This window comes from Streptomyces sp. CA-142005, assembly GCF_050942335.1.
Classification (GTDB): domain Bacteria; phylum Actinomycetota; class Actinomycetes; order Streptomycetales; family Streptomycetaceae; genus Streptomyces.
Genome location: NZ_CP192078.1, coordinates 7232746 through 7247577, shown reverse-complemented (window position 1 = coordinate 7247577; position 14832 = coordinate 7232746). Strand labels below are relative to the sequence as shown.

The 14832-nt window shown below is 71.7% G+C and carries 12 protein-coding genes; 4 read left to right on the top strand and 8 right to left on the bottom strand.

Annotated features, from left to right (window positions below):
• The first annotated feature begins 57 nt into the window (after window positions 1–57).
• Window positions 58–405: a GNAT family N-acetyltransferase gene (locus ACQPXS_RS33765; RefSeq protein WP_433453147.1), complete on the top strand. Its 348-nt coding sequence runs from the start codon at window positions 58–60 to the stop codon at window positions 403–405.
• Here the strand turns inward: ACQPXS_RS33765 and ACQPXS_RS33760 are convergent.
• The 8 genes from ACQPXS_RS33760 to ACQPXS_RS33725 form a co-directional block, all read right to left on the bottom strand.
• On the bottom strand, window positions 398–1228 hold the full coding sequence (locus ACQPXS_RS33760; RefSeq protein WP_433453146.1) for a carbohydrate ABC transporter permease: 831 nt from the start codon (window positions 1226–1228) through the stop codon (window positions 398–400). The two genes, ACQPXS_RS33765 and ACQPXS_RS33760, sit on opposite strands and share 8 nt — an antisense overlap.
• The gene (locus ACQPXS_RS33755; protein WP_433453145.1) at window positions 1225–2136 is read right to left on the bottom strand and encodes a carbohydrate ABC transporter permease; all 912 of its coding nucleotides are present in this window, start codon (window positions 2134–2136) and stop codon (window positions 1225–1227) included. The genes ACQPXS_RS33760 and ACQPXS_RS33755 overlap by 4 nt, the downstream gene beginning before the upstream one ends.
• Complete coding sequence (locus tag ACQPXS_RS33750) at window positions 2133–3383, bottom strand: sugar ABC transporter substrate-binding protein (RefSeq protein ID WP_433453143.1); 1251 nt, start codon at window positions 3381–3383, stop codon at window positions 2133–2135. Before ACQPXS_RS33750 ends, ACQPXS_RS33755 begins: the two co-directional genes overlap by 4 nt.
• A 117-nt stretch (window positions 3384–3500) precedes the next feature.
• Window positions 3501–4265, bottom strand: a complete 765-nt coding sequence (locus ACQPXS_RS33745; RefSeq protein ID WP_433453142.1) for an alpha/beta fold hydrolase — start codon at window positions 4263–4265, stop codon at window positions 3501–3503.
• Between the two features lie 107 nt (window positions 4266–4372).
• A complete protein-coding gene (locus tag ACQPXS_RS33740) occupies window positions 4373–7117 on the bottom strand; it encodes an ATP-binding protein (RefSeq protein WP_433453140.1) in 2745 nt (914 codons plus the stop codon).
• A 324-nt stretch (window positions 7118–7441) separates the two neighbouring features.
• Entirely contained in the window at window positions 7442–8467 is a 1026-nt protein-coding gene (locus tag ACQPXS_RS33735; protein WP_433453139.1) for a helix-turn-helix domain-containing protein, read from the bottom strand.
• Window positions 8468–8588: 121 nt separating this feature from the next.
• Window positions 8589–9206, bottom strand: a complete 618-nt coding sequence (locus ACQPXS_RS33730; protein ID WP_433453138.1) for an FMN reductase — start codon at window positions 9204–9206, stop codon at window positions 8589–8591.
• Complete coding sequence (locus tag ACQPXS_RS33725) at window positions 9203–10288, bottom strand: LLM class flavin-dependent oxidoreductase (RefSeq protein ID WP_225830399.1); 1086 nt, start codon at window positions 10286–10288, stop codon at window positions 9203–9205. The genes ACQPXS_RS33730 and ACQPXS_RS33725 overlap by 4 nt, the downstream gene beginning before the upstream one ends.
• A 245-nt stretch (window positions 10289–10533) precedes the next feature.
• Between ACQPXS_RS33725 and ACQPXS_RS33720 the strand changes: the two genes are divergently transcribed.
• The 3 genes from ACQPXS_RS33720 (at window position 10534) to ACQPXS_RS33710 (ending at window position 14370) form a co-directional block, all read left to right on the top strand.
• Window positions 10534–12054: a cytochrome ubiquinol oxidase subunit I gene (locus ACQPXS_RS33720; protein WP_433453135.1), complete on the top strand. Its 1521-nt coding sequence runs from the start codon at window positions 10534–10536 to the stop codon at window positions 12052–12054.
• Window positions 12055–12115: 61 nt separating this feature from the next.
• Window positions 12116–12742: an ATP-binding cassette domain-containing protein gene (locus ACQPXS_RS33715; protein ID WP_433456057.1), complete on the top strand. Its 627-nt coding sequence runs from the start codon at window positions 12116–12118 to the stop codon at window positions 12740–12742.
• Entirely contained in the window at window positions 12739–14370 is a 1632-nt protein-coding gene (locus tag ACQPXS_RS33710; RefSeq protein WP_433453133.1) for an ATP-binding cassette domain-containing protein, read from the top strand. The genes ACQPXS_RS33715 and ACQPXS_RS33710 overlap by 4 nt, the downstream gene beginning before the upstream one ends.
• Window positions 14371–14832: the final 462 nt, after the last annotated feature.

The following is a 14832-nucleotide window of genomic DNA, read 5'->3' as shown; positions in this document are numbered from 1 at the left end:
CTCCTCGTCCCCGGGGGTCCGGCGCACCGCCGACCCGCACCCACCGAAAGGAACCCCATGAGCCGGCCTTCCCCCACCCCGACCGTCGAACGAGCAGACGACAGGCACCGTTACGAGATTCTGGTCGGCGGCCGGCTCGCCGGTCTGACCGCCTATCGCGACCATGGTGAGCAGCGGGTCTTCTACCACACGGAGGTCGACGACGCCTTCGCCGGACAGGGACTGGCCGCGCTCCTGGTCCAGGAGGCCCTCACCGACGTACGCCGCTCAGGCATGCGCATCGTGCCGGTCTGCCCCTATGTGGCCAAGTTCCTGAAGAAGCACGAGGAGTTCGCGGACATCACCGACCCGGTGACCCCGGAGATCCTGCGCCGGCTCAAGACCGAGCTGCGGACCCTCACCTGACCGCGCCGCTGGTGGCGTCGACGGTGATGAAGCGCTGGGCGACGACGAGCAGCACCGCGGCCGGCACCGACGCCAGGACCGCGGTGGCCATCACCGCGTTCCACTGGGTCGTGTGAGCACCGATGTACTCGTAGATGCCCAGGGTGATCGGCCGGACTGTCTCTGTGGTGGTCAGTGTGAGGCCGAAGAGAAAGTCGCTCCAGGTGAAGAGGAAGGTGAAGAGAGCAGCGGTGATCAGTGCGTTCCGGCTCAGCGGCAGCACCACGGCGCAGAAGGTGCGCAGCCTCCCGGCGCCGTCCATACGCGCGGCTTCCGTGATCTCCCTGGGAATGCCCCGCATGAACGAGTGCAGGATGATGACGGCGAACGGGACCCCGGCGGTGGAGTCCGCGAGGACGAGTCCCAGGCGGGAGTTCAGCAGTCCCAGGTCGTTGTAGGCGCCGTAGAGCGCGTTCGCCACGACGATGCCCGGCACCATCTGTGTGATCAGGATCCCGAAGAGTACGAGGCTGGTTCCCCGCAGGGAGAACCGGGCCAGGGCGTAGGCAGCCGGGGCGGCGAGCCCGAGGCTGAGCGCGACGCTGCCGAGGGCTACGACGAGGCTGGTGACCAGGTTGGGTCCCTGTTCGCGCAGTGCCGTGGCGTAGCCGCTGAAGTCCGGGTGGGAAGGGAACCAGCCCGCCCGCAGTGTGGTGCCCGTCGGCTGCAGAGAGGCGTTCACCATCCAGTAGACGGGAAACAGCATCACCGCGAGCAGGACTGTCCCGACGACGGTGGAGAGCGGGCCACGGCGGCGTCCCCGCCGCACCTGACCGCCCCTCATGCGTGCGCGGCGCGCCGGTCGGCGCGCAGGAAGACGAGGGCGAGGACGAGGGAGAGGACGATCAGTACGTTGCCCATGGCGGCGCCGCGCCCGAACTCGAACCGTTGGAAGGACAGTTCGTAGGAGCGGGTGGCGAGGGTCTGCGTGGCGTCGGCCGGTCCTCCGCCCGTCACGACGAGGATGATGTCCAGCACCTTGAGGGTGTAGACCACGCCCAGCACCAGCACGACGCTCACGGCGGGCCGCAGCAGCGGCCAGGTGATGTGGCGGAACGACGCCACCGGACCGGCGCCGTCCAGGTCTGCCGCCTCGTACAGCTGGGCCGGGATGTTCTGCAGGCCGCTGTACAGGATCGCGGTGTTGAAGGGGATTCCCACCCAGATGTTGACGAGGGTCACCGACACGAGTGCCTGTGAGGTGCCGGTGAGCCAGGGGATGCCGGACGGCACGATGTGGAGGGCGCGCAGTGCGTTGTTGACGACTCCGTCGTCGGTGTCGAGCATCCACTTCCACGTCGTGGCCGAGACGACCAGCGGCAGCAGCCACGGCAGCAGCAGGAGCGAGCGCAGCAGGCCGCCGAGCGGGAAGCTGCGGCGGAAGAACAGGGCCAGGGCGAGACCGAGCAGGAACTGCCCGGCGACCGAACCCGCGGTGAACAGGACCGTCGTCAGCAGTGCCTGGGAGAACAGGCCCGACGACAGGATCTCCGCGTAGTTCCGCAGCCCGACGAACGGCGCGGCCCCGGTGTAGAAGGTGGCGGGCGTGTACTGCTGGAAGCTCATCACCACGTTCTCGACGATCGGGTAGCCGAAGAACAGCAGCAGGTAGACCACAGCGGGCACGACGAACCCCCACTGGGTGAGCAGGGCCCGCAAGCGGGTCCGGGTGGGGGCCGGCGGACAGGTCATGAGGCGGTCGCGAGCCGCTGCGCGCGTGCGAGTGCTTCCTCCGGCGTCTGCCGGCCCGTCAGCGCGGACTGGATCGCCGTGGATATCGCGGTCGCCGTTCCGGGCCACTTGACGCCGAGTTCGGCGGTACGGGACCGGGCCCGCTCCACGCTGGTGACGAAGCCGGACATCGACGGGACCTGCTCGGCGTACCGGGCCGCCACCGCGGTGCGGGAGGGCACGGTGAGGTGATCCTTCGCCACGGCCAGCATGGTCGTGGGGTCGTTCAGGCAGGCCAGGACCCGGGCGGCCTTCTCCTGCCGGGACGGGGAAGAGTTCTGCGGTACTGTCCACACCTCGCCGCCGAGGGGTGTGACGAGCTTCTGCCCCTTCTGGCGGACGGGCAGAGGGACCACTCCCCAGTGCAGGTCACGGTCCTTGTTCAGCGCGGGGATCCGCCAGGGGCCGTTGACCATCATGGCCGTCTTTCCGGCGGCGAACTGGTCGTGGAGGTCGGCCTGGGTCCAGTTCAGCGCCGACTTCGACATGGACCCGCTCTTCACCAGGTCGGTCCACAACCGGAGGGCCTGCGCGGCCTGCGGGGTGTCCAGATGCCTCTCGTCCCCGCCGTTGGACCACAGGAAGGGCAGCAACTGCCAGGTGCTTTCGGGAGTGGCGTTCGCGGAGACGGCGATGCCGTAGCGCCCCGGGCGGGTCAGGCGGGCGGCCGCCGTCTTCAGCTCGTCCCAGGTCCGTGGCACGGCGACACCGGCCTCGGCGAGCATGTCCTTGTTGTAGAAGAGGGCGATGGTGTTGACCGCGGGCGCCAGTCCGTACACCTTCCCACGGTAGGTGCCCGCCGACAGGATGCCCTCGGCGAAGCCGGTGGTGTCGATGCCGTAGCGGTCCAGCGGCGTCAGTGCGCCGGTGCTCGCGATCTGCTGGACGTCGGGGTTGTCGAGCATCAGCAGGTCGGGCAGGGTGCGTGACGACGCCTGTCGCAGGACCCGGGGGATGAGCGACGGCGCCGGGACACTGGTGTGCTCTACCCTGACGCCGACGGTCCTGCCGCAGTCGGTGAGCCGCTTGCTCCACTGGGCGTGCTCGGTCCCGTCGGTGTAGTAGTCGAGCGCGGTGATGGAGGTCGCCTTGTCCGGGGCCGATGCGGCGCCGGTTCCCCCGCCGCAGCCGGTGGCAGCCAGTGCGAGGGCGACGGTCCCGAGGAGGGTGGTGATCCGTCGCGCCGACGGTCTGGCCGGTGAGTTCAAGGTGACGCCTTCCCGAGCGAGCCTGTGGTCGACGCCAGGCGTCCGCGTCGCCGAGGAGAGGCTCTGACACCGGCGTCTTACCGATCGAACAGGGATGCTAGCCGATTGACCTGCGCATCAGCTGCGCGGGAGCCCGTAGCCGTCGCCGCGGTCCGTGCCCTGTTCGGCGGCTTCCCGGATCATCGCCGCCACGGCGCCGGGCTGTGACAGGACTACGCCGTGCGAAGCGGCCACCGAGTATTCGGTGGCCGCCATGCGCTGGGCCATGAAGCGCTGGGCCGTGGGGGCGAGCATCCGGTCGGCGGCCGCGATGGCGTACCACGACGGCTTGCAGGCCCAGGCCGGCGGGCCCGACGTACCGCTCAGCGCACGTCTCGCGATGGGGCGTTGGGTCACGGCCAGGACATCGGTGACGTGCGGTGGCAGGTCGGAGGCGAACGTCGTCCCGAACTGCTCCTCGACGAGGTACATCTCGTCCCCCGGGCCGCCGGAGAACCGGGCGGGCAGCGCTGCCGTGATGGTGGTGTCGGTCACCGGCGCGGCGGCGAAGCGGCTCAGGATGTCCAGGACGGACTCTCCGGCGTCCAGGCCGAACGCCGCGACGTAGCACAGGGCCACGATCTGGTCGCAGTCGCCGGCGGCATGGGTGACGACCGCGCCGCCGTAGCCGTGTCCGACCAGGACGACCGGGGCGTCGATCCGGCGCACCACGCTCCTGAGGTAGGCGGCGTCCTGCGCCAGTCCGCGCAGCGGGTTCGCCGGGGCGAGCACGGTCAGGCCGGCGGCCTGCAGGAGGGTGATGACCCCGGCCCAGGAGGAGGCGTCGGTGAACGCCTCGTGCACGAGCACGACGGTCGGTGGGTGGGGGGCGGGTCCGTTCACGTTCCGATGACCTCCGGATGAGTCCTGGCGTTCCAGCCAAGCGCATCCGGTTACCGCGGGCATCGCGTGAACGTACCAAGACGTGCCGGACGTACCGGCGGATCCGCTCAGTCCTCGGGCAAGGCCATGACCACATGGGCCAGCTGGACCCTCGAGTTGACCGACAGCTTGCGGAAGGCGGAGGTCAGGTGCGTGTTGACCGTGTGCGGGGAGACGACGAGCAGTTCGGCGGCCGACCGGTTGGTGTGGCCCGCGGCGACCAGTCGCGCGATCTTCTTCTCCGAGGCCGTGAGCGCCTCCCAGCCCTGGACCGGGCGCGGTGTGGTCGTCCCGCGGCTGCCGGACCCGGCACGGCCCAGATCGCGCTGCACGCGCGCCGCCGCGGCGTGGGCACCCGCCTCCGCGAACAGGCCGTGGGCGCGGGTCAGGGCGGCCTTGGCCTCGGCTCCCCGGTCTGCCGTCAGCAGTGCCCGGCCGAGGTCGGCTTGGGCCCCGGCCCGGACCAACGGGCGCGGACTCTCCTCGAGGAGGGCCACCGCGCGTTCCAGCAGGGTGAGGTCGTTGCGCACCAGGCCCGCGGCCTGGGCCGCGATGCCCATGGCGGTGGGCACGGCCGGGTTGCGCGCGCCGTGGGCCTCGGCCTGTGCGGCCAGATCCTCCGCCAGCGCGTGGTCCGCGCCGCCGAGGGCCATGCGTATCGCGGAGTCGACCCAGGTGCGCAGCAGCCGCCAGCGCATGAAGGGACCTTCCTGCTGCACCTGCCGGATCCTGTCGAGGGCGAGCGCGGTGTTCCCCTCGTCGTCGGCGATGAGCGCCTCCAGGAAACGCACCGCCGCCGTGTTGCCCGGGTTCGGTTTGATCGCGCGTCGTTCCCGCGCGGCGGTCAGCTGGTGCCGCGCCGCTTCCCGGTCGCCGCGCAGCAGGGCGATCCAGGAGCGGATCACCCGGGCGTTCACCTGCTGGACGCAGATGTGTACGTCGTTCTCCAGGCGCTCCATGGTGACCAGGTCGGCCTCCGCGTCGTCGAGGTCACCCAGCCCCAGATGCTGCGAGGCCTGTGCCCACAGCAGCATGGTCTGCGGCACCGAGCCGCCGTCGTCCGCCGCCCGCAGCAGCAGCAGCCGGCCGGCCTCGAAGTCGTCCATGTGCTGGTGCGCGACGATCTCCTCGGGAAGGAAGGCGGGCTCGACGGCGCTGAGCGCGGTGAAGCGTTCCAGCGCCACGGCGTTCGCACCGGCGTTCAGAGCGCTCTCCCCCAGACCGAACAGGGCCAGCACGTGTGCCTCCCGGTCACCGGTCGCGATGGCCGCACGCAGCGCGTTCTCGCCGGCCTCCAGTGCCGCGCCGAGATCCTCGCCCCGGGAAAGAGCCAGCGCACGCAGGGCGGTGAGCCGCGCCTCGACCTCCGGGGCGGCACCGCCGAGCGCGAGGGCTGTCTCGGCGCGGCGGCGCAGCTCCTCGGCGATGTCCAGGTTCCAGAGCGTCCCGCCGAGGGCGGCCTGGATCCGGCCGAACGTCTCCAGCGGCGGCCGGGCGGCCAGCAGCCGGTCGCCGGTCTCCAGCGCCTCGCGGTTCCGGCCGGCCCGGGTCAGACAGACGATCGCCTGCACACCGACGTCGTACCACAACGGCCGTCCGGGAGGCGCCAGTTCCAGGGCGCGCGTCATCAGGTCGGCAGCGAGGCCCGGCGTGACCGACAGGACGTCGTCGGCGGCCTGCCACAGCAGCGTCACCGCTTCGTCGTCTCCGGGCCGGGCGCCCCGGAGAATGTGCGACACCGCGTCGATCGGCCGGTGCCCGGCCGCGACCAGGTGTCCCGCGGCCTCCCGGTGCAGGGCCTTGCGAGCCGACGGCGGGATGTCCACGTAGACGGCCTGGCGCAGCAGGTCGTGCCGGAAGACCAGCTGGTCGCCGTCGTCGTCCAGGAGCCCGGCGCGCACCGCCTCCTCCAGCTCCGCGAGCAAGCCGGCGGACGGTCGGCCGTAGAGCGCGGCGGCGTCGAGGAGGTCGAATCTCCGTCCCAGCACGGCTCCCATCTGCAGGAAGCGCAGGGTGCTGGGCTCGAGTGACCTGAGCCTGCCGCGCACGCCCACCACGAGCCCCTCGGGCACGGGCTCCCCCGACGGGCCGGTGGTCCGCAGTCCCGTGAGCATCTCGACCGCCAGGAACGGGTTCCCGCCGGCTCCGTCGAGGAGCTGCCGTACCCGCTCGTCGACGGCCGCGCCCAGGGTGTCGTCGGCCAGCTGGCCGATCGCCGTGCCGGAGAGCGGTCCCAGGGGCACAGTGACCGACGGGAGCCCGCCCTCGGCCGCCGCGACGATCTCCTGCGCCGGGCCGGCGGGATCCTGCCGCCCGGTGAGCACCCACAGAACCGGCGATGTCCGCAGGCGTGTCGGGAGCTGTTTCAGGGCGAACCGGCTGAGTGAGTCGGCCCACTGCACGTCGTCCAGGGCGATCAGCACGGGCATCTCGGCGGCCCTGGCCTCGATTGCTTCCGCCACGCGCTCGACCAGCCAGATCCGCTGGTCGTGGTGGCGGGTGAGGTCGGCGAACGCGTCACTGGACAGCAGCGGCCGGTCACCGTACAGGAGGCAGGCGGCCAGCGAGGAGAGCGGGACGATGTGGTGCAGTTCGTCGGCCTTGCCCAGACCGACCGAGAAGCCCGCCGCACCGGCCGTGGTGACGACCTCGCCGAGCAGCGCGGTCTTGCCGATGCCCGGCTCCCCCCGGAGCAGGACCAAGGCGCCGCTTCCGGTGCCGACCACCGATGTGAGGACGGCCCGCAGCTGTTCGAGTTCGGCCTCTCGGCCACGCAGACCGCGCCGGGACAGCGACCCGTCCGACCGCTCCACTCACGCCCCTCTGTCCGCACTCGCCGACCGCCTCCGGTCCAGGCAGCCATGCGGAGCGGCGATGTCGCCCTATGCCGTCGCCCGCCTGTCCGGGTGGAGGGGCCGGCCGGGGCGCGGACGGCGCTCCGCGTGTCCACTATCGCAAGAACCGCAGCTCAGTGCATACCCCGGGGTGCGTCCAGGGCCGTGCGGTGGCTCTGAGCGGGTTGGGTGACGTCGGCTACGGCTCGGCAGCGCCGCCAAGGGGCGCGGCGAACTGCGCGACCAGCCACGACGACGGCCGTGGACGAGCGACGGCATGGCGCGGCACTTCGAGCGGAGCGTTCAGGCGCCCGGTGGCGACGTGTGCGTGCGACGCTCGAGTGCCGCGGAGTCCCGCCACTCGACGGGGGACATCCCGTAGGCGGCCCGGAACGCCCGGCTGAAGTGGGCGGCGCTGACGAAGCCCCACCGTCGGCCCACCGCGGCGATGGTCCGTCTCGCCGCGTCCCGGCGGGCCAGCTCGCGTCGGCACTGCTCCAGCCGGCGGCCCTGGATCCACCGGCGGACGGTGGTGCCCTCGGTCTGGAAGAGGTTGTACAGGTAGCGCAGGGAGATCCGGTTGGCCCGGGCGATGGCCTCCGCGGTCAGGTCGGGGTCCGCCAGGTGACGGTCGATGTACGCCTGGACCCGCATCAGCAGCACGCGGGCCGCGCTCGGCGTGCCCGTGGTGTCACCGCCGCGTCGCTCGTCGGCCAGCACCGTGAGCAGGTCCAGGACGTTGCGGGTGATCAGGTCGCCGACGTGCTGCGGATACGCGCCCGCGGTGTCCACGAGCCGGGACAGGAAGGGGGACAGCAGGTCGCCGAGGGGCGTCGTGGAGTCGAGGGGAGAGGCCGTGATCCGGCGCAGGTCCGACTCCCTCAGACTCAGGAGGTGCCGGGGCAGGACGAGGGCCTTCGTCTGGAAGGTGTCGGGGAAGGTCAGCCGCATGGGACGCGCCCGGTCGTAGACGAAGAGCTGCCCGGGCTCGACATACGCGTCGCGCGCGTCCTGCTCGACCCGGGCGAGCCCGCTGGTCAGCAGCATCACGACCACGTGGTCGTCGCCTGTGGACCCCGCGATGAGGCGCGGTGTGCGCACGGTCTGCAGGGCCTCGCTGTCCACCGTGACGCCCCGCGTCCGGCCCGTCGGTGACGCATGGATCGTGCCGGAGAACACCTCCTCGGCGAGCTTGACGTCCACGGCTCCGAAGGTGTGGGCCACCGCGTCCCGCCAGTAGGTCCGTCTTCGCTCCCTGGGCACCCCGTCCGTGGTGTAGAAGATGCCCGGGGGCCGCTTCCGCGTTCCCTTCACCGAAACGTCCGACATGATCTCCGCCCTTCAGCCGGTGTGCGCTGCGGACACCGTGCCAGCGGGGCACGGGGTGGCGCATCGAGTGAACGCACTAGATCCGGGATACGGGGCGGAGATACGGGGGGACCGCGGGGCCTCAGTCGAAGCGCAGGTCGGAGAGCTGCCGTTCGAGGGCGGTGACCTCGTCGTCGGGCGTCGTCTCCGACGCCGGGCGGGCCGCCATGGCGACGGCCAGTTCACCGGCCGCCCGCTGGATGCGGGCGGGCAGGCCCTCGGTGTAGTCGTCGCCGCCGGACCCCCAGTCCTCGGACGCCGCGTACACCGCGGTGGGGACGACACCGGCTCGCAGGTAGGCGAAGAGCGGGCGCAGCGCGTGCTCCAGGACCAGGGAGTGGCGGGCCGTCCCTCCCGTCGCCGCGATCAGGACCGGCGTGCCGGTGAGGGCGTCCGGGTCGATGAGGTCGAAGAAGGACTTGAACAGCCCGCTGTAGGAGGCGGTGAACACGGGCGTCACGGCGATCAGGCCGTCCGCGCCCGTCACCGCGTCGATCGCGGACGCCAGCTGGGGCGGCGGGAATCCGGTCACGAGGTGGTTGGCGACGGCGACGGCCAGTTCACGCAGCTCGATGACCTCGGTCCGCACATCGTGGCCCTCGGCGGCCAGGTCGGCGCGGGCCGACTCGGCGAGCCGGTCGGCGAGCAGGCGGGTGGACGACGGGGTGCTCAGCCCCGCCGAGACGGCGACGAGCTTCACGCGGCGGCCACCTCCAGCGCGGTCCGCAGGGACTCGTGGGTGGGCGCATCCGGCACGTCGGCCGGGCGGCCGATCGCGAACTCCTTGCGCAGCACCGGTACGACCTCCTCGCCGAGGATGTCGAGCTGCTCCAGCACGGTCTTCAGCGGCAGGCCCGCGTGGTCCATCAGGAACAGCTGCCGCTGGTAGTCGCCGACGGTCTCACGGAAGGACAGCGTCCGCTCGATGACCTGCTGCGGGGAGCCCACCGTCAGCGGGGTCTGCTCGGTGAAGTCCTCCAGGGACGGCCCGTGGCCGTAGACCGGCGCGTTGTCGAAGTAAGGGCGGAACTCGCGTACGGCGTCCTGGGAGTTCTTCCGCATGAACACCTGGCCGCCGAGGCCGACGATGGCCTCCTCGGGCCGGCCGTGACCGTGGTGGGCGTACCTGCGCCGGTACAGCTGGACCATCCGTCGCGTGTGGTCGGCGGGCCAGAAGATGTTGTTGTGGAAGAAGCCGTCGCCGTAGAAGGCGGCCTGTTCGGCGATCTCGGGCGAGCGGATCGAGCCGTGCCACACGAACGGGGGTACGCCGTCCAGCGGGCGGGGCGTGGACGTGAAACCCTGCAGGGGAGTGCGGAACGTCCCCTCCCAGTCGACGACGTCGTCGCGCCACAGCCGGCGCAGCAGCGCGTAGTTCTCCTTGGCGAGGTTGATGCCCTGCCGGATGTCCTGACCGAACCAGGGGTAGACCGGGCCGGTGTTGCCCCGCCCCATCATCAGGTCCACCCGGCCGTCGGCCAGGTGCTGGAGCATCGCGTAGTCCTCGGCGATCTTCACCGGGTCGTTGGTGGTGATCAGCGTCGTGGCCGTGGAGAGGATCAACTTCTCGGTGCGGGCCGCGATGTAGCCGAGCATCGTGGTCGGCGACGACGGCACGAACGGCGGGTTGTGGTGCTCGCCGGTGGCGAAGACGTCCAGGCCGACCTCCTCCGCCTTGAGCGCGATGGCGACCATCGCCTTGATGCGCTCGTGCTCCGAGGGGGTACGGCCGTTGGTCGGGTCGGGGGTGACGTCCCCCACCGAGAAGATTCCGAACTGCATGGGCGCCTCTTCGTTCCGGCGAGCTGTGTGGATGCCGGAAATGTAGGCACGGCTCGGGCGATGCCCCTTGTCCGTGCGTGCAGCGGTGCTGGTCCCTCAGTGCCCTCCTGCGGCCCCCGGGGTGAGCTGCCGCCTTTCCGTCCGCGACTGTGCAGCGTGGGGCCACTGCACGGGCGCTGAGAGGCAATCGCCGTACCCGGTCGGCTGCCTAGCGTGGCAGTCCCCTCTGCCTCCCCGGAGTACCCATGGCTTCCGCAACCGTCGTCGAACTGTCCCGATGGCAGTTCGTGATCACCGCGATCTTCCATATGACCTTCCCCGCGCTCACCGTCGGCCTGTCCGTGCTCCTCGCGGTCGTGTACTCGGTCTACGTGCGCACGGGCAACCCCCTGTATCTGCAGATCTTCCGGTTCTGGAAGAAGATCTTCGCCGTCGGCTTCGGCCTGGGCGTCGTCGCCGGCACGGTGATGACGTTCGAGTTCGGCCTCAACTGGGGTGTCTACGCCCACGCCGTCGGTCCGGTCATCGGGGTCACGATCGGCATGGAGGTGATCACCGCCTTCTTCCTGGAGGCGGGGTTCATCGGCCTGATGCTGTACGGCGACGGACGGGTCCGCCCCCGCACCATGGCCCTGGCCAGCTGGATGGTCGCCTTCGGCACGCTGCTGTCCACCACCTGGATCCTGTCGGCCAACAGCTGGATGCAGGACCCCGTCGGCTACGAGAAGGCCGACGGCCAGTTCCACGCCCGGGACTGGGCCGGCATCCTGCTCAATCCCGCCTTCGCCCACCGCTTCCCGCACATGCTGCTGGCCGTGCTGATCAGTGCCGCCTGGTTCGTCGGCGGGATCTCCGCCTGGTATCTGGTGAGGAACCGGGTGCACGCCCAGCCCATGGCCCGCCGCTGTCTGTCCATCGCGCTCGGTGTGCTGGGCGTGCTGATGCCGATTCAGCTGTACGTGGGAGATGGCACAGCGGTCTTCATGGGTCAGCACCAGTTGCCCAAGCTGGAGGCGTTCGAGGGCAACTGGGAGAGCGACAACAACGGCTACAACCTGTTCGTCGTCCCCGACACCGACAAGGGCGAGAACAGGCTGCACGTCGAGATCCCCTACCTCGGCTCGGCCATCGCCCAGGACCTCAGCGGTAAGACGAACACGCCGGGCCTGCTGCTGACCCCGCCCGGTGAACGCCCCAACATGTGGACCACCTTCTACGGCTTCCGCGCGATGTACTTCACCGCGCTGCTCATGTTCGGCACGGCCTTCGCGGGCGTGGTCCTGCGTATGCGGCGCCGCCTGTTCGACTCGCGGCGCTTCCTCAAGTGGCTGGTGTGGATGACCCCGGCCGGGATCCGCGATCCGCGGCCACCGCGCCCGGCTGCTGGACCACCTGCGCGGCCTGCCCACCCTGGTCGGGCTCGGGGCGCACGACCGGGCGGCCGACGAGCTGGCCCGGAACGACCGGGAGGTCGCCGGACGCACCGAGAAGGTGCTGCGCATCGCCTTCCTGTCGACCGCGTGGGTCGAACTGCTCATCACCGGCACCCTCGCCGTGGTGGCGACCTACTGCGGACTGGCGCTGCTCGACTATCTGTCCCTGCCCGTCGTACCGGCCCACATGAGCCTGTCCGCCGCCCTGTTCGTGCTGGTCCTGGTGCCCGCCTACTTCGCGCCGGCCCGGGAACTGGCCGCCGGGTACCACGCCCGCGCGCGGGCGAGTGCCGCGGCGGGCCTGCTGGGCCAGGTGCTGGACGCGGGGCGTGAGGTCACCGCGGTGCCACCGGCTCCACGACGTGCCACCGCGCCGCCCGGACTGCACCTGGCAATGGTGACGGATCATCACCATGGGCGAAGAGCAGCGGCGTTGGAGGGGCTCGAGCTGCGCCTTGCGCCGGGGCGGTGCCTCGCGGTGACGGGTCCCAGCGGGGCCGGGAAGTCCACGCTGCTCGCCGTCGCGGCCGGGCTGTACACGCCGCGCGGCGGACGCGCGTTCCATGTGCTGGACGGCCGGCCCATTCCCGCCGCCCCCAGCCGGGTCGCCTGGGTGGGCCAGCCCGCGCACCTGCTGCCGGGCACTCTGCGAGAGAACCTGCTGCTGGCGAGGCCCACCGCGAACGACGACGACCTGCTGGACGCCATCGCCGCCCTCGGCTTCGAGGACCTCCTCGCCGCGCTGCCGCGGGGACTGGACACCCCGCTCGGCGAACGCGGCTCCGGCCTGCCTTCCGGCCAGTCCCAACAGCTCGCCCTGGTAAGGGCGTTGTTGCGAGACGCGCCGCTGCTGTGCCTGGACGAACCCACCGCGCACCTGGACCCGGAGGCGGAGCGGCGCGTCCTGTCCGCGCTGCGCACGCTGGCCCGCGACCGTACGGTCCTGCTCGCCACCCACAGCCCCGCGCTGCTGACGCTTGCGGACCAGGTCGTCAGGCTGGACCACGGGAGGACCCTATGAAGCCGGTGAACGGGATCAGCGCATGGCGGCTGCTGCGTACGGCGGCTTCCCGCCGCGCCCTGCTGACCAGCGTGCTGTGCGCCGCCGCGGCGGAGGTCAGCGGGGCCGCGCTGCTCGGGGTGTCCGGCTGGTTCCTGACGACGTGTGCTGTGGTCACCCTCCAGGCCAACACCACGTGGTCCTGGATGTATCCCTCGGGTGCGGTCCGGACCCTGGCCCTCACCCGCACCGGTCTGCGCTACCTGGAACGCCTGGTCAACCACCGGACCCTGCTGGACACCCAGGTGGCCCTGCGGGCCCTGCTGGCACGCGGCGCCGCCGGTCTGACGCCCCGTCAGTTGCGCGCCGAGCGCGACGGAACGCTGCTCACCCGGCTCACAGCCGATGTGGAGACCGTCGCGGGCCTGCCGACGAACGCCCTCGCCCCGCTGACGGCCGCGCTCGCGACCGCGGGCCTGGTCGATGTCCTGCTGCTGTGGGCGATGCCGATCCTGGGCCTGACCGAACTGGCCGTCTGGGTGGTCGGCCTCGCCTGCGTCCGCCGCTTCCACTTCCGCGCGCGCACCCACCTCGCCGACGCCGCCGCAGCCAGGGCCGCGCTGCGTACCGTGTTGCTGGGCAGCCGGACGGCCTTCAACGAGCTGCGGTGCCTGGACGCGGTGCCGTTGGCACGGCGAACGGCCACGAGCGCCATGGCGGCGGTCGAGTCCGCCGAGTGGGCCGCGGCCCGGGCCGAGCGGCAGGGCCGCCTGGCACTGCGTCTCCTCGCCGCGCTCGGCCAGGCGGCGGTCCTGGTCATCGCCCTGCGCGCCGCCCCGGCCCAGCCGATCGCGGTGGCAGTCGGCGAGGTGTTGCTCATAGCCGCCGGATGGGAGCTGCTGGAACGGTTTCCGCGACTGGCGCAGCACCTGACTCAGGCCAAGGACGCGGCCGGGCGGCTGGCCCCCCTCGCCACCGAGGCGCACCCGGCGGGCCGGCAGCAGGCGACCGAGGGCATCCTCGACGTGGTCGGCCTTCCGCTCGTCGGCTCCCTCACGGCACTCACCCTGACCGCCGCGGGTCCCGCCCTCGTCCTGATCACCGGCCCCAATGGCAGCGGGAAGTCGACCCTGCTCGGCCAACTCGCCGGGCGCGAACCGGCGCCCGCCGGCACCGTCCTCCTCGACGGCACTCCCTTGCACGACCTGTCCGCCGAGGCCGCCGCCGAGACGCTCACCCTCGTCGAGGCAGACGACTGGCTGGCCGACGACACGATCGCGGCCAACCTCCGTCAGGCGGCACCGTCGGCCGACGCCGCCGCACTGCGGGCCGCTTTGAAAGTGGTCGGCCTGTCGGCGCTTCCGTTGCAGACGCCGGTGGGTCCTGGCGGCCGTCTGCTGTCCCTAGGGCAGCGAAGGCGCCTCGCCACGGCCCGCGCCGTACTGAGGCGCCCTCGGATCCTGCTGCTCGACGAGCCGGTGGCGGGCCTGGACCGCGCCACCGCCGAGGCGCTCCCGGCCGCGCTGCCCCGGGCGTTGCCGCAGACCGCGCTGGTGATCGCCCTCCAGGAACAGGACCTCGGCCTGCTGGAGGGCGCTGCGGATGCCGTCGTACGACTCGGACGGGCCGTGGAGCGGGCGTGCGCGTAGTCCCGTACGCGGCTGTACCGGCGGCGCGCGGAAGGGGCCAAGGCCGTGTTCGGCCCTGGCCCCTTACTGTCGTTGCGTCAGTCGGTCTCGGAGCCCGGGATCAGATGCATCGCCGCCTCCTCGGGCGATACCCCGGCGCCGTCCGTCCCCGGTCGAAGGCGAACCGGTCGGATTCGAGGCTCACCCCTCGCCACCGCTCCGACGCGTGACGCCGGTGGTTCCCCCGCCCAGGGCCTCTCCGGGGGCGAGCAGCCCTCGTCCAGAGCCTGGTCATCCGCGGGTGGTCCAGGGTGTCGGGACGCGTCCAGCAGCGCGGCGTCGTCCTGAATGTCCGGACACCGGCTCTTCACCCCGCGTTGGTGATCCCCCGCCGTAGGAGTAGCCGACGAGGACCACTGGACCGGAGAGGGTCGCCAGGAAGTCGGACAGCGTCCCGGCGCCCTGGGCGACACCGCGCAGCGG

Coding starts and splice junctions, on each gene's coding strand:
- ACQPXS_RS33765 (WP_433453147.1), top strand. CDS start 58: ATGAGCCGGCCTTCCCCCACCCCGACCGTCGAACGAGCAGACGACAGG.
- ACQPXS_RS33760 (WP_433453146.1), bottom strand. CDS start 1,228: ATGAGGGGCGGTCAGGTGCGGCGGGGACGCCGCCGTGGCCCGCTCTCC.
- ACQPXS_RS33755 (WP_433453145.1), bottom strand. CDS start 2,136: ATGACCTGTCCGCCGGCCCCCACCCGGACCCGCTTGCGGGCCCTGCTC.
- ACQPXS_RS33735 (WP_433453139.1), bottom strand. CDS start 8,467: ATGTCGGACGTTTCGGTGAAGGGAACGCGGAAGCGGCCCCCGGGCATC.
- ACQPXS_RS33725 (WP_225830399.1), bottom strand. CDS start 10,288: ATGCAGTTCGGAATCTTCTCGGTGGGGGACGTCACCCCCGACCCGACC.
- ACQPXS_RS33720 (WP_433453135.1), top strand. CDS start 10,534: ATGGCTTCCGCAACCGTCGTCGAACTGTCCCGATGGCAGTTCGTGATC.
- ACQPXS_RS33715 (WP_433456057.1), top strand. CDS start 12,116: ATGGTGACGGATCATCACCATGGGCGAAGAGCAGCGGCGTTGGAGGGG.
- ACQPXS_RS33710 (WP_433453133.1), top strand. CDS start 12,739: ATGAAGCCGGTGAACGGGATCAGCGCATGGCGGCTGCTGCGTACGGCG.